The sequence below is a fragment of the Shewanella acanthi genome (assembly GCF_019457475.1).
In the GTDB taxonomy this organism is placed as follows: domain Bacteria; phylum Pseudomonadota; class Gammaproteobacteria; order Enterobacterales; family Shewanellaceae; genus Shewanella; species Shewanella acanthi.
This window is the reverse complement of the sequence record NZ_CP080413.1, coordinates 2,730,981-2,752,920: the sequence shown is the minus strand read 5'-3', so window position 1 is coordinate 2,752,920 and position 21,940 is coordinate 2,730,981. Positions and strand designations below refer to the sequence as shown.

At 48.9% G+C, this 21,940-nt stretch carries 9 protein-coding genes; 2 read left to right on the top strand and 7 right to left on the bottom strand.

Annotated elements, in window-relative coordinates; translation table 11 throughout:
* Nucleotides 1–50 precede the first annotated feature (50 nt).
* Genes K0H61_RS11975 through K0H61_RS11960 form a run of 4 tightly spaced genes read right to left on the bottom strand, consistent with a single transcriptional unit; the run spans nt 51 to nt 17,444 of the window.
* On the bottom strand, nt 51–6,083 hold the full coding sequence (locus tag K0H61_RS11975; RefSeq protein ID WP_258405945.1) for a hotdog fold thioesterase: 6,033 nt from the start codon (nt 6,081–6,083) through the stop codon (nt 51–53).
* On the bottom strand, nt 6,080–8,578 hold the full coding sequence (locus K0H61_RS11970; RefSeq protein WP_258405944.1) for a PfaB family protein: 2,499 nt from the start codon (nt 8,576–8,578) through the stop codon (nt 6,080–6,082). Before K0H61_RS11970 ends, K0H61_RS11975 begins: the two co-directional genes overlap by 4 nt.
* Complete coding sequence (locus K0H61_RS11965; protein WP_220049524.1) at nt 8,575–16,590, bottom strand: type I polyketide synthase; 8,016 nt, start codon at nt 16,588–16,590, stop codon at nt 8,575–8,577. The genes K0H61_RS11970 and K0H61_RS11965 overlap by 4 nt, the downstream gene beginning before the upstream one ends.
* Entirely contained in the window at nt 16,587–17,444 is an 858-nt protein-coding gene (locus K0H61_RS11960) for a transcriptional regulator (RefSeq protein ID WP_220049523.1), read from the bottom strand. Before K0H61_RS11960 ends, K0H61_RS11965 begins: the two co-directional genes overlap by 4 nt.
* Before the next feature lie 393 nt (nt 17,445–17,837).
* On the opposite strand from K0H61_RS11960, the gene K0H61_RS11955 reads away from it, so the two are divergent.
* Complete coding sequence (locus tag K0H61_RS11955) at nt 17,838–18,845, top strand: 4'-phosphopantetheinyl transferase family protein (RefSeq protein WP_220049522.1); 1,008 nt, start codon at nt 17,838–17,840, stop codon at nt 18,843–18,845.
* 111 nt (nt 18,846–18,956) lie between these two features.
* On the opposite strand, the gene queF is transcribed toward K0H61_RS11955, so the two are convergent.
* Nucleotides 18,957–19,817 carry an NADPH-dependent 7-cyano-7-deazaguanine reductase QueF gene (gene queF / locus K0H61_RS11950; RefSeq protein WP_220049521.1) on the bottom strand — a complete coding sequence of 287 codons (861 nt, stop codon included), beginning with the start codon at nt 19,815–19,817 and terminating at the stop codon, nt 18,957–18,959.
* 59 nt (nt 19,818–19,876) lie between these two features.
* On the opposite strand from queF, the gene syd reads away from it, so the two are divergent.
* Complete coding sequence (gene syd / locus K0H61_RS11945) at nt 19,877–20,527, top strand: SecY-interacting protein (RefSeq protein WP_220049520.1); 651 nt, start codon at nt 19,877–19,879, stop codon at nt 20,525–20,527.
* Nucleotides 20,528–20,632: 105 nt separating this feature from the next.
* On the opposite strand, the gene K0H61_RS11940 is transcribed toward syd, so the two are convergent.
* A complete protein-coding gene (locus tag K0H61_RS11940) occupies nt 20,633–21,406 on the bottom strand; it encodes a Zn-ribbon-containing protein (protein ID WP_220049519.1) in 774 nt (257 codons plus the stop codon).
* Entirely contained in the window at nt 21,406–21,795 is a 390-nt protein-coding gene (locus K0H61_RS11935) for a hypothetical protein (protein WP_220049518.1), read from the bottom strand. The genes K0H61_RS11940 and K0H61_RS11935 overlap by 1 nt, the downstream gene beginning before the upstream one ends.
* Nucleotides 21,796–21,940: the final 145 nt, after the last annotated feature.

Genomic DNA, 21,940 nt, shown 5'->3' with positions numbered 1-21,940 from the left:
GCCGCAGTGGTTAAAGTCGAATGCGTTAAATCAGCTTAAGTTAAGCCGAGTTAGGCTTCCTCAATGCAGATAGCGATATCGGTCACTTCATAGATGCGAAGGCCATCCTTACTCAGGTTGGCATCGCCCTTAATAATGCGTTTTCCGTCTTTATCTTCGATGCTGGTGATATGGACATCCAGCGACATCTGTTTGTTTAAGGGATTAATTTGACCACGGTATTTCCATTTTATGGTCGACAGAATTTGGCCAAATTTGGGATTGGTAAAGCCCGCGCCTAAATCCTTTTCGATGGCATAGGTCTGCATTAACTCGATAATCGCCTCCACCCCGAGGGAGCCTGGCATTACAGGGTCCTGATGGAAATGGAATTGGAAGAACCAATCACTCGGGTCAATGGTACGCTCGGCATATAAATAACCTAAGCCCGCCTTACCGCCGCTATTAACAATTTCAACATGGTCGATAAAGTTAAGTTGGCCACCCGCGAGGCGGTAATGTGGTTTACCAACTGGGGCGACAAAACTGCGGCCATTTTTATCCAATAGATTGATTTGGCAGTCGGCTTTTATACCACGTTCCCTATGCCACGCCTGCGTAATTCGGCCGTTATCAATCCCTAGCTGATTCTTAAGTGCATCGCCTTTAAAGTAGCCGAACACCGCATTGCCGCGGTAGAAGGGCTCACCATCACAGCTCAGCTCAAAGCTGAAGTTTTGAATGATATTGCTGCCCGCAATCACAGTGCTGAGAAGGCGCGAGTCGTTGACAATGGTTTTGCCGCGTAAATCGACTTCACGTAGCAAGGTGCCGTTACCGTCGAGGTTACGGAAGAATAACTCTTGCCCCACAAAGCCTAAGGTCGTGCCCATATAGCCCGAGATAAACCCATTGGGCTGCAGAGAAATTTCCATCAGCACAGAGTAGGGCATCAGGCTTGCGTGGCTATTTTTCGCGTAATACCACGCATCCCTTGGCACTTCATATTCTGCGATACAGGAAGACGGTTTTTTCAGTTCGCCCCTTTTACCTTCAATCGCGACTACACGGGTGGTGAGCTGCAAATCGCCACACGGCGTGCGCGGCGGAATTAAACCGCGGTAAATGCTAAAATCTTCGCCGAAGCAGTTTTCGATATCACCGGTGGCAAACTCAAACAAATGATAGGGGGTAAACGGTAGGGTATCGGGTACCCGGTTAGCATATTTTGAGCCCTGCGGTGCAATCGGTGCCGCCACATGCTTAAGGGGAATAACGCCCTTATTGCTTTGAGCGGTGAGATCGGGAATTTGCGCCATTAGTGGGGCCACTTGAATGTTGGCCTCGTTATTTACAGGGTTGTTTATGTGTTTGTTTTCCTGAGCGTTTAGTTCTGCAGTTTCCGGAGTCAACGTGGCTTGCATAGCGGGAGACGAGTAACGGGTACACTGCGCTTCTTCTTTAATCATCACCCCAAGGTTTTGGAAATCCACCACCACTTTGCCATTTAGCAGAATATCGATATTGGCCTTAGCATAGGGGCGTGGACTCATGCCGATTTCCGTGACTTCCATGCGATAGGTGAGCGTACCCGATTGAGGCAGCACTTGACCGCGGCAACGGACTTTTTGCGATGCGTTTTCAAGGGGTTGGAAGCGGCCATTGTTAACATTCACGTGCATACCAGTATGGAGCATAAAGAATTGCAGTAACTGGCCGCAGCCTTCCGCCATCAATGAGCCTGCCATGACTTGGTCGCCCTTAAAGTGGCAAGGGAAATACCAGTGGTTGGCCTCTAATTGTTTATGGCCTTCGACAAAGCCTAAGCCCCAAGCGCCGCCGTGGACCTCGAGTCTGCTCACATGCTCAATCATCAGGAACTTTTCTGAGGCGAAGCACAGCGAAGGTTGAACACCAAACTTCGCCTGATAGGCCGCGTGCTCACCACCAAAACAGCCGCCGATATCGGCGCTAAGTAAGCGATGGATTTGACTGTAGCTAAAGGCCGTTTGCGCGCAATTAAGCAGCGGCTTGAAGCGTGGCTTATTGCCAGTTCGGGCATATTCATTTGCAAGGGCTAATTGTGCCTCATCCCTTGCTTTGATTTCGGCATCGGTGCGGATAACGCCTTTGCCATCGGTGAGCTCTTTATCGGTAAAGAAGCCCGCGCAGCCACCATCCATTTTTAGGATCAACTTATCGCCCACAAAACATTCGTAGGAGAAGAAGAACAGCAGAGTATCGCCATTTCGGGCAAAGTGATTGATGGAAATATCGTAACGTAGGGTATCGCCGCCACGGGGTAAATCGCCAAGGAAGGTCAGGGTGCAATCGAGCAGGCGATAGACGCGCTCGCCCTTGTTTTCAAAGTCGATGCCTAAGTAACTGATGAGCATGAGATCGCATTGACCGGATTCCACCGCAACCGCCCAAGGGATTTGACCGTCGACGAGGAAGGGCGCATCCACCGGAATGTCGTACTCGGTCGTCATAGTGCTCGGCTGATAGCGATTCATCTGTGCGTTGAGCTTAGTCACCCGCGACACCAGCAGGTAGTCAGAGGTCGGTAGACGCACGCGGCGCGAATAACTGTCAATAATGGCGTAGTCTTTGCCAAAGACCTTGGCAATATCACCCTCGGCGTATTCCACTAAGTCATGGTAATCCCAAATGCAGGGCTTAAGCGCAGGAATAGGCGGCGTGTAGGGCTGCACTCTAGCATGATTAGGTGCAAGCTCTGAGGTATTCGTGGATTTATGCGCTGGGATTGGCGTAGCACAGTTTGATTCACTCTTTATCGCATGAGTTATCGCACTGTTCGTCACAGATTGCGCTGCAAATGAGCTTGCAGTGGTACCAGAGGCAAATTGTGCCTTTAACAGTGCATCAGCCAATTTAAGCCCCTGTTCGCGGCTCTGTAAAAAGGCCAAATGCGCCTCACGGGCAAGTTGCTGATTTTGCAAAAATGCAGCGCTGTCTGAGGGCTGCGGCGCAAGCCTTGTGGTGCCTTCAGTGCTAGCTGTATTTGTTAAGTGAGTTGGGAAAGATGACATACCGCTAAAGGTCTCTGTTATAAACGTTTTTTCACTATCTGTTTTTATAGAATCTGCTTTTTGAATATCTGCAGCTGCATTTGACGCGCTCGTTGTTACAGTGCTCGTTGCTAAAGCCGCAGGGCTTTCAATCTGTTTTAAGGGCTGTAACTGCTGCATCTTGAGTTGAATGGCGTCGAGCCGTGCAAGTGGCGCATCGACAATATATTGATAGATATCGCGGCCGCCTAAGGTCACCTGTTTTATCAGCTGCTTTTGCTCGCTATGGCTTAAGTCTTGAGTCAGGCGCTGCTCAAGCTGCTTTGCTTGAATAGCATCCTGACTTAAGAGCAGTAAGGAACTCACGCCTGGGCTTTGGGTCGATACCAATGCTTGACGTTGTGAGTTAAGAGCCTGATTTTTTTGAGCCTGAATTTTAAGAGTTAGGAGGGCACTTAATATACTGGCCATCCCCGCGGCGGCAAAGTTATGCCCTAGGGTATGGGCGACCTGACTGAATTGAGCATCGGGGAGCGTTAATTGGGATGATCCTTGAGTTGATTCGAGCAATTCCTCAGGCGCAATACATTGTTCGACAAGGTTAATCACATTCTCACCAGCATGGCTTGCCAGAGTCGTTTCAGTCAGTAATCTATCTAAGCTGTTAGCGAGTTGATGATGAGCGCCAAATACTAGGCCATTGATTTGGCCATAGCCTAGGGCTTTTTGATTGGAACTGAGGACTATGGCACCAGCTCCTTCACCGGTCTTCCATTGGTTTGCTTTGTGCTTATTTTGGCTCGATTGGTCCACGCTTGCGCTCAAATCCACCTTGGCAATGGCGTTTTTCAGCACCACCTGTTCTATGCTGCCACTTAAATCCACCGCTGCAATGACGACTCCGTCGAGGGCTTCTTGGGAGAGTAAGTTTTGCGCCACATCAATACAGCGGGCGACCGATTGCTCCGCCGCTGAAATGGTAAATGCAGGCCCATTGAAGTCCCAAAGCGAGGCGATGCGAGACGCCATAATATTGCCAATAAAGCTGGTGTATTGATTGAGCTTGGCGGCATCGAGCACGCTGTCCATCGCAATGGCTTCGAGGGCTTGGTATTCCTCATTAGAGAGCTTAACCCCTTGCTTTGAAAGACTCTGTGCCAGCTGGGTATGCAGATTCACTCGGCCGCGGAATTGATGCAGCTCAAGCTCGGTTTCCATCGCAACTAAGACAGCTACTTTACTACCTGGGGCGAGCTTAGCATCGCGAATCGCCTCATCGGCCACCTTTATCAGCAGCAGCTGCTGGGAGATCAGTCTGTCATCCTCATTAGGCGGCACCTTAAAGCGCAGAAAATCGAAATCGAATTGCTCAATATAGGCGCCTTTAATACCTACACTTGGCTCAAGGCCAAATTGCTTAAGGATTTCAGGGTGTTTATCAAGTCCCTTCCAGCGTTTTGGCGGCAGCGGGATAAAGGCATCTTGTTTAGCTTTAAGGCTATTATCCAACGCATTGATGGAGGCTAATGGACCGAAGTGGGCTGCAAGGCCAATGATATTGAGCGGCGTTTGCTTAAATTCGCCTTTGGCTGTGCTCTCTTTAGATGCGGCTTTCTCTGCGTCGTTCGCATTGTAGGATTCGAGCAGCAGGTGGGCATTACAGCCACCAAAACCAAAGACAGATACCCCTGCACGGCGACGGTCGTTCCCCGTTTTATCAGGCCAAGCGTGCAGCTCAGTCGGCAGATTATTACTGCTAAAGAGCCCCTTGGGCGATGAAATTGGCGCTGATAAATTGATACTTGGCGGCAGGATTCCTAAGCGCATCGCAAAGATCATTTTCATGATCCCAGGCATGCCAGCAGCGGTCAGCAAGTGTCCAAGGTTCGATTTGGCTGAACCAATCAATGGCGCCTTGCAGCCTTCGAGTTTGTCCTCGAAAAAACGTTCCATCGAGGTCAGCTCAACCTTATCGCCGAGCGGTGTGCCGGTTGCGTGACATTCAATCACTTCGATGGAGCTTGGGTGAGTATTGGCCGCAGCATAGGCGCGCTCGAAAGCCTGCACTTGCCCCTTGCTGTTGGGGCTAAGCACAAACTGCCCCTTTCCATCGTTTGATAGACCAATGCCACTTACCACCGCATAGATTTTATCGCCATCGCGCTGTGCATCTTCTAAGCGTTTAAGCACTAATACGCCAGCGCCTTCACCCGCGAATAAGCCTTTGCTATTGCGATCAAAGGGGGCTGAAATGCCATGGTCGGGATAGGCGTGGAAAATCGAGAATCCCATATTGATAAAGAAGGGATCTGCGCCCGAGACGGCGCCCGCGAGCATCATATCCGCCTTGCCCGTGGTTAAGTAATCACAGGCAAGTTTTAGGGCATAGACTGAGCTTGCGCAGGCCGCATCGAGACTAAGCTGCGCGCCGCCAAGACCTAAGGCGTCACTCAACAGCTTTGATGCCGTATGGGCGATGGCGCCATTTGCCGCCTTTTGCTGCCCTGTCACTTGTGGGGCAATGTTGTCGTTATTGCTAAAGGGCGTTAACTCAAACTTAGGCTGCTTAAGTTTGGTTTTTAAGGCCTTTTCAACGGCTTGGTGGTAAATCGGTAAAAACAGCTCGTTTGAACTCGCCGTTGGGAAGGAGAGGGTGCCCATCACCACCCCAGTGCGTACAAGCACTGGGTTATTTAAGTTCACGCCTGCATCGATAAGCGCTTTTTTACTGCATTGCAGCGCCCATAAAAAGCTTTCATCTAACCCAGCAAAGTGCGCTTCTGGCAGCTGATAACCCGTGGGGTCGAAGCGGAAGTTTTGAATATAACCGCCTTTGTCGCAGTAAAAACGGTCATTCTCGCCCTGAACACCTTGGTAATCCTCTGGATTGGCGCCCAGTTTAGCCGCATCAATTTGACTGCGGGAATCCCTTTTATCGAGCAGGTTCTGCCAGAATTTTTCCGGCGTATCGGCATCGGGGTACTGGGCGGCAAGGCCGACGATGGCAATCTTTGGGGCTGCCTTTGGCGCTTTCTCTAGTGAGCTAATCGGGACATGTTGCTGAGAACTCAAAGGGGTTCTCCTTCTTGAAATACGTTTGAAAAATGGCTTGAAGAACAAATCGGTGCGGCGGGCGACAAAGGCGCAAGTGACATATGTTTTAGTGACAAGTGTTCAAGTGACAAAGGTGTCATTGAAAGAGGCACTCTGTGGCTGATTAGCTGACTTAAGCACTTGAGCAAGGTGGTGATAGTGTCAGCACCCTTGGCATTGGTTGCTAGCGCAATCGCCTGTTCATGTTGCTGTTCAACTTCAGGTTCAATCTGATGTGTCGCGTTTTGCTCAAGCTGGCGAAAAATTTTATCGATAAGCGTACTGGTTTGCCTATCTGCACCGACCTCTACAAAGAGCCGAGCACCTTGGGCGTAGGTATTTTGAATAAGCGCGGTAAAATTAAGCGGCGCACAAAAGGTATCGGCAATGCTTTTAGCAATGCGGTGGCTATCCACAGTCACGGGCTGGGACTGTGAAGCGCTGATAAATCGAATCTGACTGCGTTTTGCCCCATCCTTAATGGCTTGGTTATAAAACTGCTCAAGCTTGGCATGCTGCGAAAGCGATGGGGCAGTGTGCATCGCGGTTATTTTATTGCTGGCAATGCCGCGCTTTCCGAGTTTGGCTAATAGCTGTCTACAGCTCGTCTCACAGCCAGCAATAATGCAGGTATCGCCCTGCTCGATGGCAAGATACACCCTCGGGAATTCAGTTAAAACGGCGTTGATTTCATCACCAGTCGCGCGCACTAAAAAGCTATTCCACTGCACAGGCGCATCATCACTTAGCCCCCATTCATGGCGCACGGCTTCGAGTTTGCCCGAAATCTGCTGGTTGAAAATATCGCTGTTTTGGGTTGCGTGAATGAGCGCGTGGGGTGTTTGCCAGATATCTAAACTGGCCCACATGGCGGCTTCGCCCATGGAATAACCGAGCGCAAATTGCGGCTTAATGCCAAAGATTTGGGTTAGAAGCTTGGTAAAGACATAACTTGCGCCAACTCCGCTAATGGCCTGCTCGCTTAAGCTCATGTCCTTCCTGTCTGTGTCTGTTACATCCGCCGTGTAGATGGCTTCAGCCTGCAACATGGCAGCTAAATCCCCCTCGCGCTCCAGCTCACGGTAAAGCGTTGGAAAGTAGCTATGCAGGTCGTTGAACATATTGGGGTACACAGTGCCAACGCCGGGATAAACGAAGGCCAGTCCCTTATCCCCAAGTGGCTTATGAGCGAAATAGCTGCCCGCAGGGGTTTTGAAGCTCCATGCTTTCGGGGTGTTCTCATCAATCCCCTCAATAAAGGCCTGCATGGCGTTGGCTTCTTGGATTAATTCCTTTGCAGATGTTGCCATCAGTACTAGCGCGAGTTTATCGCTTGCTCGATAGCGCGATAGCCATGTCTGGCAGAGGGCTAAGGGGAAATCTGTATCCATTTCCCCTTGTAGCGTTTTTACAAGGCCCTGGTTTATAAGATTGAGGAGTTCACTCTTAAGGTACTCAATGCTATCGCCACTGATGGGAATAAATAAACGCTGTTGAGTAAGCAATGGCTTAGCGCTTAGTTGACTGCCCTGGGTCAGGACAAGGCTCTGCACCGTTTCAGTAATTGCGGGTTGAGCACTTTCAGCTTGAGCATTGGCATCGTTATCAGCGGTTTTTTCATTGCTAGTTGGATCGGCACTTTTACTGAGCAAGGTTAACCCTAATACCCGCGCTTGATGCTGCCTGCAAAACCAATATCCCTGGGCGCTATTTAGCTCGTTCTGGGTTGATTGCCCAAGTGACTGTGTTTGTGTCTGTATCTGTGAGAATGAGCCCTGTGACGCTAAATTTTCTACAGAGCGCAGACTTAAGGCGCTCACCCCTTGAATTAAGGTATCAAGCTGGCTGTTAAGACCGCCCACTTCGAATGAATAATGCATGGCATCAAAGCGCTTGCGCTTGGCCATGGCAAAGGCGCTTTTAATACTGGATTCTAAAGCCTTGGTGCTCGTTTCGGCGTTTGTTTCAAGGCTTGTCTCATTGAACGCCGAAATATAGGCCTCTGGATGAAGGCATAATTGGGCAGCAAGCAGCCCATCAAGTAAATAAAGTTTTTGAGCCTGATTTGCACCCTTAGTTGAAGAATGAGCCAAAGATTGAATATGCGCAGATGCACTTATCTCGATGAGCTTATTCGCTTCAATGTCTGGGCGCAGGGCATTTAGCAAAGCCACAAGTGAGTGCTTAACAGCTTGTTTTACTTGAACGTCTGTTTCAGGAGCTGTAGTTTCAGCTGCTCTTGTTTCAGCACTGTCAGTATCATCGATGTTGATTTGGACTCTTGATTCAAACAGTGCCTGTAGCGCAATGGCATGTTGCGCTTGAGCATCCCTTAATCCGCTAAGACCAGCATCGCCAAGCCTAGCATCATCAAGCAAGGTATTGCCAAGAAACAGCGCGATACGCAGTGACTTGGCATCTTGTGCCTCGCTGTTATGCGCGCCTAATTTCAGCGCTTCGGATGTCGGTGTCAAAGCACACTTTCTCCGAACTGTTGAACATCAGCTTGCAGCACATCCGATACAGCTTTGTTGTTTAGAAACGCACTATTAAGCGTTTTGCTGATGGTAACCTTGGCGTGTTTCATCTCGCAGCTTAAACGGCCATCCTGATGGTAGAGGGCAATATTGGCTTCTACCTGCCTCGGTGTATGTTTTATCACTTCAAGCACTAATACACCCTTTTCACCGAAGGCAAGCGGTGCATGGGAGATAAACTCGCCAATGGCGCTTGGTAGGCTCGCCGCTTGATATTTAAAGCGTGCCCAAACCAGCATGGCTTGCAGCAGCAGATCTTCGGCAAAGGGTTGTGAGCCTTTATCTTCTAGGATGGGCGCAAATTCACCGCAGTCGGATAATGTCACTAACGGTAGCTCTATTTTTGCCATTAAGCCATTGTCATCGAAGGCCGTTACAGCACTGATGCCCTGCAATCTAGGACCATGGAACAGGGTGCCATCCCTGTAGAGTGACTCGCCTGTGGCAATAACCGTTGATGATCCCAGACTTTGATTTTCTACCAATGGCAAAAATCGACTAGCCGTTTGTGCCTCGACTGAATCTGGGATGAGTTGCGCCTGATATTGTGGGCGCCCCTCGAAGCTTATCAGCGCTTGATATCCCTCTGCATTTGTTAGTAGTGGCGTTAGCGAGAGTTCAAGCTCGATAGGCTCATTCTCAGCTCTACTTAATAAGGTTTCATCGAAGATAATCCCCTTAAGTAATTGATAGTCCTGTACCTTAAATGATTCGCCGTAATGCTCACGGGCGGCTTCACGCATCCAGTCAATGGCGCACACCGTTGGCAAAACGGGATTGCCATTAATGCAATGATCTTCAATAAAGATCATGGCTTTAGGATCCAGCGTGCGGGTGAATATAGCCCCCTCAACTGAATTGGTGGCTTGATGTGCCATAGCCTGCGGATCCAACGATGAAGTTAGATCCGCTTTAAGCTTTTTTACATCGGCGCTTCTTGCAGCGATAATTGTTTCTTCATGGCTGATACCGGTCGTTGCAGCAATAACGGCGCTATCGGTACTAGTCACATCGGACTCAGTCGCGACAGTGCCCGAATTGCCCTGCATATCGGTGCCTATGAGTAATTGTGCGCCCGATGTACTGAGTAACTTATTGGCAAAAAGCTCAGCGCCCGCTTTGAGTGGAATTACGTAGACGCCGCGCTCAACAAACATCTTTTTCAGCGCAGGATTAACCATGCCGCCATCCCAAGGACCCCAGTCAAAGCTCATCACCTTGGCTGAAGGTAATTGCTGCGACAATTGCAGCGCAGCCTTATTGAGGATGTCGTTGGACATGGCGTAATCGCTTTGGCCGGTATTGCCGTAAAATCCCGCCGCCGAAGAGAACAGGGCGACGAGTTTCAACTGGTGTAAATCCAAAGCTGCAAGCAGGTTATGTAAACCTGTGACCTTAGTGCCATAAACACGTTCAAGCTCATTTAAGCTCTTGTCTTGAATATGTTTATCGGCAAGCACTCCTGCGCCGTGGATAATCCCAGTAATAGGTGATAGGGCGCTGATAGGGGCAATTGTGCTCGCAATGGCGTCGGGATTATTCACATCCACGCTTAGGTATTCGGCGCTGGCGCCTGCATCTTCAAATGCTTTTAGGGCATGGCTGATTTCAAGACTGCTTTGCACCGGCCATACTAAGGCATCCACTTGTTTTGGCGTAGGTTTCTCGCCCATGGATTGAATATGAGCGATGGCCGCGGCTTTTAGCTCGCTGGCATTTTTACCCTGCGCCCAGTTAGGAATGGCCTGATGGGCGCTGCGACCCGCCAGAATAAAATGGGCGCGAGAGCGTTTAGCCAGGCTTAACGCACATTCAAAAGTCACGCCCTTAGCGCCGCCTGTCACCAGAATTTTGTCAGTGGCGCTAAGTGCAGCCGCTTGATGTTGAATAGCGGCATCGCCTGCGACTAAGGTCGCGCGCTCAAGATGGCTGTTGATGCCGACTTCCACCGGCGCATCTTCAGTAAAGAATTCCTGCACAATGGCATTGGCGACCTTTTTAGCATCAAGCTGGGGGGCTAAATCCAGTGCGCGGCAAACCACACCCGGCCACTCATGATTGAGGGTTTTGGTCAGTCCAGACAGCGCCGCCTGATTTAGTTCAGCGTGTTTGATAAGCGGCTGCTCATCACAGTTATACTCACCGTTGTCGCCTTGGTTGTTAGGATCAATGCTGTGATAACCAAAGCCACCGTCGATACGGCTTACCGTCATAAAGCGGCAGTGATCTCGCTCTGTCAGCAAAGGTTGCAAGTGCTTGGCAAACAGGAAGGCCTGCTCAACACTGGATTTCGCCTCGTTTGAAAGTACTAAGCCAGCGGTAAAATCAGCATCCAAACTATCTGAAGCATTAAGTGCAGACTTAAGTTGCGGTTGCAAATGGATAAAACCGGCAATTTGACCCAGTTCTTCAATGTCATTGATGACGTCAAGAATGTTGGCATCGTCAATAGCCTCCAAGGTGAAACTGGCGATATGACTATCAAGCGGCGATGCACTGGTTACGACCGATTTAGGCGAACGTACTACGGCTACAGTCAAGCCTTGGGCATGGAGTTTTTCGGCGAGTACGCCCGCGTTGTGGCCATCATCTATGATGACCACGCAGTTGTTGGCTGTAAGTGTTACTTTGCTGCTGCCTAAAATGTGCGCTAACTCAGCCGCCGCTGGCAACTTTTTTAGCATGACCTCGCTATGGGGCGGCAGTACAATGGGGTGATTAAGCTCGCCTAGATCAGACTCGGTATTGGTTTTAGCACTGGAACTGTCAGTTGCCTGCGCGTCTGCGTTTTGGTTATCGGCGTAAAGCGCGACAATCTCACTTAAGGTGCGACACTCCGCTAAATCCTCAGGGCTTAATTCCGGCAGATTCGGCAGTTGGTCTTGGACTGTGCCTAAAATCTCAACCCGCTTAATGGAATCGATACCTAAATCGGCTTCCATATCCATGCTAAGTTCGAGCATTTCAACGGGATAACCTGTCTTGTCGGCCACGACCGCCATCATGGTTTGCTCGATGGCTTGATGGCTGATTTGGGCTGAAGCCTGATGAGTTGATAGTGAAGCCGTTGCAGAGTGTTGGCTTTCAGGTTGTGATTGACTAAAAAGCGCGACAATCTCACCCAGGGTGCGACACTCCGCTAAATCCTCAGGGCTTAATTCTGGCAGGTTCGGCAGTTGGTCTTGAACCGTACCTAAAATCTCAACCCGCTTAATGGAATCGATACCTAAATCGGCCTCCATATCCATGCTAAGTTCCAACATTTCAACGGGATAACCTGTCTTATCGGCAACAACGGTCATCATGGTTTGCTCGATGGCCTGATGGCTGATTTGGGTTGAAGCCTGATGGGTTGGAATTGAAGCTGTTATTGGGGCAGCTACGTTTGATGCTTGGCTAGCTAGTGATTGATTGAAAAGCGCGACAATCTCACCTAAGGTGCGACACTCTGCTAAATCCTCTGGACTTAATTCTGGCAGGTTCGGCAGTTGGTCTTGAACCGCACCTAAAATCTCCACCCGCTTAATAGAATCGATACCTAAATCGGCCTCCATATCCATGCTAAGTTCGAGCATTTCAACGGGATAACCTGTCTTATCGGCAACAACGGTCATCATGGTTTGCTCGATGGCCTGATGGCTGATTTGGGTTGAAGCCTGATGGGTTGGAATTGAAGCTGTTATTGGGGCAGCTACGTTTGATGCTTGGCTAGCTAGTGATTGATTGAAAAGCGCCACAATCTCGCCTAGGGTGCGACACTCCGCTAAATCCTCAGGGCTTAATTCCGGCAGATTTGGCAGTTGGTCTTGAACTGTACCTAAAATCTCCACCCGCTTAATGGAATCGATACCTAAATCGGCCTCCATATCCATACTAAGTTCGAGCATTTCGACAGGGTAACCCGTCTTGTCGGCCACGACTGTCATCATGGTTTGCTCAATGGCTTGATGGCTGATTTGGGCTGAAGCCTGATGAGTTACTGTTGAAGCCGTTGACGCTGATGCTTGGTTAGGTTGTGTTTGACTAAAGAGCGCCACAATCTCACCTAGAGTGCGACACTCCGCTAAATCTTCTGGGCTTAATTCTGGCAGGTTAGGCAGTTGGTCTTGCACTGTACCTAAAATCTCCACCCGCTTGATGGAATCGATACCTAAATCGGCTTCCATATCCATGTTAAGTTCGAGCATCTCTACAGGGTAACCCGTCTTATCGGCTACAACAGACAACATAGCTTGCTCAATTTGCTGTGCCGCTAATCCGGTATTTGACGCGCCTGGTGCGAGAGTGCTCTGCTGGGCAGGGATTACCGTCGTGGCCACATGTTGAGGTTCAACTTTTGTAGGTTCAACAATCGTTGGCTGGTGTGGGGTTTGTGGCATCAGTGGCGTTATCGCCGCTGGCGGCACGGGAGCTGTAAGGGTTGTGGTTGCTGCCTGTGTTGAATAAGCGACTGGCGTTGGCGCGGCTTGAACTGTCTGAACTGGCATTTGACCTAACAGGGCTAAGGCTGCCTGACTGGTGCTGCTTTGAAGCTGCATAAATTCGGTATGACTCTTTAGGGTCTGTGCTTGATGTTGGTGGAAAAGCTCCATTGAGCGTTGCAGGCTCTCAGGAATGGCAATGCCAAGACTGGCCATTTTTGCCTGCTCCGCCATCAGGGCGCTAAAGGTATCGCCGTATTGCTGCGGGATTGCTAAAAATTGCTGGTGCAATTGCGCCGCCTGGGTTTGAGCGGCAAAAAAGGCGCTCAGGGCATCTTGATTTACCTGTCCTGCGGTAAAGCTGGCTGGCTGTACAGGCGTTTGCTGTTGAATATTATTGTTATTTTGTGCCACTGGCTTTTCCACTTCGACAACCTTTTCTTGAATTTTTTCGACAATCACTGGTTTTTCAACGATTTTCTCAACCACTTTTTCAACTAGGCGATCCACATACTGCACTTGGCAGGTAATTTTGCCCGATTGCAGCGAATCGACCATTTTGCTGCGGGTAGCAGGGCTGATGTAGTTAGTGGCATTGAGCTTAATGTTCATGGCCGAGCTTGCTGCGGGTGCCATCAGCGGTGCCTGATAGGGGTCTAACTCGGTAAGCGTTACACCTGCAACGGCAAGTTGTACTGCCGCGAGGCGCATCTGGCTATCGGCATCGGACTTCGGATTAGGGTTAATGCTAATAAGGCAAAGCTCGTCTAAGTATGGGCTTAGGGTGTTCTCAACGAGTTTTTGCAGAATATTTTTAGGACCAAATTCGACAAACACCCGCGCCCCCGCCGCATACATGGCTTCAAGCTGCTCGCTAAAGTGAACCGACTGCAGCATGTGATCTTTAAATGCAGCTTTAATGGCATCGCCATCCAGTGGATGTAATTGACCTGTGCCATTGGCATAAAGCGCAGTTGTTGGTGTATTAAACTTAACTTTATCAATGGCTTCGCTAAATGGCTTTTGTGCATGGGCGACAAGTGGTGTGTGGAAGGCGCCCGATACGGGCAATGCAATGGCCTTAAAGCCTAATTCGCCAATGGCCTTAGCGGCCCCATGGGTCTGCTCGGTTGCGCCTGCAATTACCAATTGGGTTGGCGAGTTGTAGTTAGCAATCTTCACACCATCGAATTGGGCTAAGCAGTCATTAATGGTATCAATGTCTTGTTTTTGCTTAAGGATAATGGCGTACATCACACCGCTATCTATAATCCCATACTGATTAAGCGCATCCTGTGGTGACTGCGCCATTGCCTGACCACGTTCAAAGGCAAGCTTGATGTAGTCATCCATTGAAATCACACCAGCGGCGCAAAGGGCTGACAGTTCACCAAAGCTGTGTCCAGCCAGCATATTCGGCACAAAACCCGCTTGGGTAAACAGGGAGTATTGAGCCATAGAAATGGCGCCAATCGCACTTTGAGCATAGAGGGTATTGGTGAGTGCCTGTTCCTGTGCCTTACGGGTTGCATCATCAAAAGCGGGAATGGGGTAAAGCACACTTGAAAGCGCTTTTTGCCCGTGGGCGTTAAACACTTTATCACTCGCCAAAATTTGTTGGCGCAGTTCTGGGAAGTTGTTAGCGATTTCCAGCCCCATATTCAGGTACTGTGAACCTTGGCCGGCAAAGAGTGCGGCGACCTTATTGTTATCCTTGACCAGTGCTTGGGCGCGGAAACTTATCCCTGAGGGTAACTGCCAGCTCTCTGCGTGATTGGATTCTAGCTGCGCTATCGCTTGAGTTAACAGAGTCTGTAATTGGGTATAGTCCTTGGCGATAAATCCAAGGCGGGCCGATTGCGGCGCCAGTTCACGCAGGGCGTAGGATTTTGCAAAGGCAACAAAGTGGGCCTTCGAAATATCAGCCTTGGCCGCAGTGGCTTGCTGAAGCGCGGCTTTTAACTCGCCAAGGAGCGCAGTTTTGTCTGTGGCGGCAAATAACCAGCTTTGTGCCACGCTGCGCTGGCGATAGGCTGTATGAGTAGTGCTTGCGCGCTGATGCTCTGGACTGTATTCCTCTAACACTAAGTGGAAGTTAGTACCGCCAAAACCGAAGGAGCTAATGCCTGCGCGGCGCGGCGTATTGTCGCTGCGTTGGATCCAAGGGCGCGCCTCGGTATTAAGATAAAATGGCGATAGGCCAATATTCAACTTAGGGTTGGGTTGACTTACGTTAATGGTCGGCGGCAACACCTTGTGGTGCAGTGCAAGCGCGGCCTTAATCACCCCGGCAGTGCCAGCGGTAGACTTAGTATGACCGACTTGGGATTTTACCGAGCCCAGTGCAATATGCTGTAACTGCTCATTATCCTTTGAGAATACTGAGGTTAAGCCATTAAATTCGGCCACATCCCCAGCCGCCGTGCCCGTGCCGTGGGCTTCAATCAGGCCAACTGTGTGCGGCGCAAAGCCCGCATCATCGTAGGCGCGCTCTAATGCCTTGGCTTGACCCTCTGGGCGCGGCGCATAAATGCTCTTAAATTTGCCATCCGATGAGGCGCCAACCCCCTTGATAACGGCATAAATTCGGTCGCCATCGCGCTCGGCATCCTCGAGGCGTTTTAGCGCCACCATGCCGATGCCTTCACCAATCATCATGCCTTTTGAATCGATATCAAAGGGTTGAATTTGCTCATTGGTGGTAAAGGCAGGGGTTTTTGAAAAGCTCATGTACATGTAGGGCGAGTTGTCGGTACAGACGCCGCCTGTGATCATCATGTCGCTTCGACCTTCGGTCAGCTCGGTCAGTGCCATGCGCATTGCCGCGAGTGAGCCTGCACAGGCTGCATCCACCACGCAGTTCATGCCACCTAAGTCGAAACGGTTAGCGATGCGGCCTGCAATAACGTTGCCAAGGGAGCCAGGGAAGGAATTCTCCTCCCAGTGCACATATTGGTCTTGGTATTTTTTGATGAGAAGCTCGCTGTCTTCATCACTGAGACCACTGCTTTTAAATACTTTTTTTAGTACTGGATATTGCAGGCGCGCGTTTAGGCTGTGACTGAGCTTTTGTCCGCCACCAATCCCTAGGGTGATGCCGATGCGATCACGGTCGTAATCGTCAGGCAAGTTAGCATCTTGCAGCACTTCTTTAGCGACGATAAGTGACAGTAACTGCGAGCTGTCGGTAAGTTCTAAAATGTTTGGCGGCAGACCAAATTCCATCGGGTTGAAGTCAACCTCAGGCATAAAACCACCGCGTTTACAGTAGCTTTTATCGGCTTTGGACTTGTCGGCATCATAGTAATCATCGGCCGACCAATGGGTTTCTGGCACGTCGGTAATGGCATCAATCTTGTCGCAGATTAAATCCCAAAACTGATTCAGATAGCGGGAATTAGCGAAAATGCTAGCCATACCGACGATGGCGATCGGCATATCTTTTAATCTCTTATTTAGGCGCTTATCCGTTTTTGTCGCCTCGTCATTCATCGAAGGTGACTGTGCATCGGTTGGGCTATGGCTCATAGCGGATCTCCACTGGCAAAGCGGTGTGGGCTTGCCTTGTTTAGGGATTTAGCGACTTCCTTAGGGGATTGCACACCGGGGAAGCGGGCTAAGAATGTGTGATAGTTGCGTACCAGCAATTTACGCAGGTGAAATGGGCCATCTTTAAGCACATAGGCAATATAGCGATTGGCCGCCTGAGTGTTACTGTCTTGATAAATATCGATGTAAATCCAATCACTTGCGGTATCAATACCCAGCAGTACGGATTTGGGTTCAGCCCCGGCTTCTGTCTCACTCAGCTGCGGCGGTAGTGTTAAGGACACGACCTGCACTACGGTATCGCCATCGGTACTGGGCAGGGCGAGCGCTTTGGCAAGGGTTTCGGAATTGACTGTATAGGTTTGCACATCGCTGCCCTGGGTGATGGGCAATTGATTAAAATATTGCTTAGGGAGCAGGCTTAGGTCGAATTCGTCCAGTCGAGATACCCCATAACGCTTGAGGCAGCGGGCAAGGCCAGACCGGGAGACATTCGGATTGATAAAAGTTTGGGTCGCTTTGAGCAGTCTATCCAGCGGCAGTTTGAGCTGATATCGCAGACCAACCACCACATACTCCTCCATCGCCGTAAGGGTCGTATTGAGGTGGTGCGGGGTGTTGGATGCATCATTCACGGATTGTCGCTTTCGCCATTTGCGCACAGTGGCTTCAGTGATATTTAAAATCTTGGCGAGTTGGCTCACACTCAATTCAGATTGCTGAATAAAGTGACGCATTTCGGGAGTTGTGGTGGCGTTACCATGTCTCGCGGCAGCTTTTGGGGAGGCTTTAGCGGCTTTGCGAGGCTGAGTTTCTGTGCTGCGACTGCCCATTAATAATTATTATCATCCTGCATAATCTATCGGTACTCCCTGCCTTATGACTTTGGTTTAAAACCTCAGCCTAAAACCTTAGCAAAATATGGGCTTTATCCCATTGTTAGCGCCAGTTCTATTAGAGAATGGGCACAATGGTGTAGCAGATTACCTGAGGTTTCGGGACGATACAATCATATGGGACTAATAAGGGAAAATTTGAGGCTCTTATGAGCGGAAAATGTCGAAATGGGAGCAAAAATGTGTTGTTATGGGGTAAATGGTATTTTGTGATCTCATGCTAGCAATGCGAATGGATATCTTAGCCGTTCGAATTAAGGTAGGATAACGAGCATAACGCTCTATGGGCGCTGACTTACCAAAATCCATCCCAAAGGTTTGAATATAGAGATGAAGTTCAAATTATTTTTCATCCCTTTAACAGCAATGCCGCCCGCTTTAGTCGATAAGGCGTTAGCGCTTTTAAGCGAGGATGAGCGGACTAAAGTGGCACGGTACCGTTCTCCCCAGGCGCAAAATAATGGTCTAGTGGTAAGGGCAGCGCTGCGCTCTTTACTCTCAACTAGCGCGCCGCTTCAACCTAATGAGTGGTGTTTTGAGTATGGAAATCGTGGCAAACCTAGCCTTACTCAAGAGCAATATAAACTCACGGGACTCGATTTTAACCTAAGCCACAGTGGAGACTGGTTATTAATTGCGTTGTCTACTCAGCCTGAGTGCAAGGATAAGTCAGCTTTATTGTTTGGTGTGGATATAGAGCGAGAGCGCGTTAAAACCGATATCCATCCGATTTTAAACCACTATTTTTCCCCCGCTGAAACCAATGCGCTGTTAGCATTAGGGGATGAAAAATTGCAGCGGCAGCGATTTTTCGATTTATGGGCACTAAAAGAATCTTACATTAAAGCGACGGGGCTGGGGCTCGCGCAGTCACTCAAATCCTTTGCCTTTAAGCTGCTACCGGACAGTTTACATACTAACGAGCAAACTGATTCAACTGCAGCAAATGACGTTAATCACCTTGGCAAGAAATCTCCAACTTTGCCGCCATTACAGCGCTTTGATGATGTAGCAGAAAATGGTGCTGACATTGCTAAAAGTACAGCTAACCATTTGCCACTATTTTCTCAAATTGAGCTGGAAACGGGGCTTAGCGTTAACCCCGATAGTACGGTTAAGCATGCAGACTTATCACTAAATAGCCAATCGAGTTTGCAGTGGCAGAGTGTTTTTGGCCGATTAACAGAGGAATATCGATTTGCTCTCACTATCGGGTCTAAAGCAGGTTCTCAAGATACTGAATATAAGAGCGATAGAACACACTGCACAAACCGCTTTTCGCTTGAAGACTTGTCATTGTTTCAGGTCAATATTGAAAGTTTGTTGGCAAAGTACTAATGACCTTTGAGTAACATCCAGAAACAACATCGCCCCGTATTTTTAAGGTTTTCTTGAAAAGAGTGCCTTTAAAAATACGGGGCGTTTAATGCAGACATTAATGCTTACGGATTACTGTCTTGCTAAGCGATGGCTTTCACCTGGGTGCTCAAAATCACTGCGGTAGGGGTTAATGTCTAAACCGCCGCGACGGGTGTAGCGGGCATACACAGTTAATTTAGTGCATTTGCAGTAGTGTTTTAAATCAACAAAAATGCGCTCAACACATTGCTCGTGAAACTCATTATGCTGACGGAAAGAAATCAAATAGCGCAGCAGTTTCTCACGGTCAATCTTAGGACCTTGGTAGCGGATCATCACGCTGCCCCAATCCGGCTGAGAGGTGATTAAACAGTTAGATTTTAGCAGGTTAGAATTCAATGTTTCGGCAACGATCTGCTTTTCATCTGTGCTGTTTTCAAGGTATTCGGGGTTAAAGTCGTAGTCGCTGACTTCAATATCTAAATCATCGATACAGGTGCCAGGCAGCTCGACGACACGTTGAATGCCAAATTGCTTAGGCTCGATAATTCGAACACTCACCTCACCTTGAGCGCAGTTACTTAGGTCTTGAACTAATGTTTTTTGCACTGCATCGACGCTATCGAATTTCGTCTGGTTAAAACTGTTTAAGTAAAGTTTAAAGGATTTTGACTCGATCAGATTCTGGCTTTCAAAGCTAAGCTGAATGTCAGCAATGGCAACCATAGGCTTGCCCTTAGCGTTTAGCCAAGACAACTCAAAGGCCGTCCAAATATCAACACCATGGAAGGGCAGGTTGCCTTCATTGAGGTCGATAGCGTTACGGTTGAGTGAGCGAGGAACCCCTTGCAGCAGCGATGCATCATATTCGGCTTGATAGTCTGTCGCTTTACCTAAGGTTAAGCCAGCAAGCTCTTTTGCATCACTATAGGGATCGTGATTGTGTGTCATCAATACGGTTTCCATGTCAAAATAGGTGCACATTATACCCGAAAATGGATTGTGCTTAAGTGTCTTGTCAGCCTGCTCTCGATAAATTTTTAGATAACTATTATCGCTCCTACCTATCAACTTTAGGTGAATTGCCGAGATATTACCCGCAGGGGGAGACATCTTTGTGCATTCAAGGGGAGTTTGATGTCGACTCCGATGAACCCGTATTTTGGCAACCCGTAAAGCGTGAAACGCAAGGCAGCTTTGCCAATATTGAGCATGCACTTGAGTTAACGCTGCTCCCTGAAATTAATGATTTTTACGGGCAATTTTTTGCTGCACCCTTATTGTTTGATTCTGAGTGGGGCAGCGGCGAACTGCTACAGGTGTGGAATGAGGACGACTTTGATAGCCTGCAGCAAAATATCATTGGGCACTTAATGATGAAGCAAAAGCTCAAGCAGCCACCGACCTGGTTTATTGGACTTCTTGACGAAGGAGATAAGATGCTTACCGTCGATAATAGCGATGGCAGCGTGTGGATTGAAATCCCTGGGCAGTTACCCTCACAGCAATTAGCGCCAAGTTTAGCGGAGTTTATAGCATCGCTGTCACCCAGAATTGCACCACCCGTGAAGCACGAGGAGTTGCCCATGCCTGAGGTTGAGCATCCTGGGATTTTTGCCAGTCTTAAACGTATGTGGCATAACTTAATGGGTAAGCATTAAGCGCTGAAAATAAAGAAATTAGGCATCTTCAATAAGTCATCGTACTTAGCTTGAGTGTTAAAAAGCCCTAAAGAGTTCTACGTTTTAGGGCTTTTTAATCACTGTTTACTGATGATCCCAGGAAAGATTGGACACAATCCGGCAAGGTTCACAGCGAAAGTGGAACATATCGAGCAAAGGCTCGTCGAGTTTCCACTCGTGGCTGCCACAGCGTGGGCAAGGACGTGCGAGTTCGGATTGCAGATCCTGACCACCCACGCGGTACAGGTAATAGTAGGTCGGGATTTTAGTTAAGTATTCTATGCGACCACGCAAATCCCAACCTCTTCGAAATAAATCACTTTGCGGGCTGGATAGCTCCTCAAGGGCGGCAAATTCCGCTTTAGTTGCCGCCGCCATCTGCAGTTCATCGCAGGCCTGCCACTCCGTCTGCCAGCGGATCACCCGTTTATGATCGCCATTGAATGTCGGCGGAATGTGGTAAAGCGGAATAGGCAGTAAATTGTCGCCGCTACGCAAGGGGGAGCACATATGCACATAACTGGTATAGAGTAATTGCCAGCTTGGCGGTTCAGTGTTGCTGACCTCGGAATTGATGTCCTGACCAATGAATTTCTCACGTGGAGCGAGTAACTTCGCATCGGTCAATTCTGCAAGTGCTTTTTTCACCCAAGCACTGTGATGGCGGTGGGCGAGGCTGGTTTTTTCAGGTGTTAATAATCGCACTCTGAATTCGCCCTCGTTAAAGGCGACGGCAAACTCCCGCCCAAGTACTTGGCCATTGGCTCGGTAGGCTTCAAGCAACTGATTTATTGCCCGTTCCGCCGCGCTAATTGTTGTATCGGCAAAACATTCAAAACGCAGTTCAGTCACAAACATTAACGGTCATTTCCTTGGGATTCGAGTAGTTGTACGCGTTGTTTAAGTTCGAGCAATTCGTTGTGAAGTTGAGTGAGCTCATTATTTTTTTGAGTGATGAGCTGCTCAAAACGTGCCTGCTGATAAGCGAATTGCTCGGCCATTTTTTCAGCCAAGGTATCGAGGGTGATGCTTGATTCAGTTGATGACGCTTCTACTACAGGGGATTGCAGTTTCGATAAACGCTCTCGCTCAGCCTTTGGCATGGACTTATATTGTTGTAAACCTTGAATAATCATTGGCATAGGGATCTTGTTGCTGATACGGGGTTTTATCAGCGCAAGGCTTGGCACTTTACCGCTTTCTTCGAGGGCGCGCGCCGCCGCTAATACTTGGTCAATTGGACTCATATTAAGTGAAATTCCTTACATCATTTGGTGATTTTTACTAACGCGCCGAATCGATATTAGTTTTATTTATATAAAACAGAAGGTTAATCTTTGGCATTTATTTTGCTTTTAAAGAGCTTCAAAAATCATTATCCAGGAAGTTATA

Coding starts and splice junctions, on each gene's coding strand:
- K0H61_RS11965 (WP_220049524.1), bottom strand. CDS start 16,590: ATGAGCCATAGCCCAACCGATGCACAGTCACCTTCGATGAATGACGAG.
- K0H61_RS11935 (WP_220049518.1), bottom strand. CDS start 21,795: ATGAGTCCAATTGACCAAGTATTAGCGGCGGCGCGCGCCCTCGAAGAA.
- K0H61_RS11960 (WP_220049523.1), bottom strand. CDS start 17,444: ATGGGCAGTCGCAGCACAGAAACTCAGCCTCGCAAAGCCGCTAAAGCC.
- K0H61_RS11940 (WP_220049519.1), bottom strand. CDS start 21,406: ATGTTTGTGACTGAACTGCGTTTTGAATGTTTTGCCGATACAACAATT.
- K0H61_RS11955 (WP_220049522.1), top strand. CDS start 17,838: ATGAAGTTCAAATTATTTTTCATCCCTTTAACAGCAATGCCGCCCGCT.
- queF (WP_220049521.1), bottom strand. CDS start 19,817: ATGACACACAATCACGATCCCTATAGTGATGCAAAAGAGCTTGCTGGC.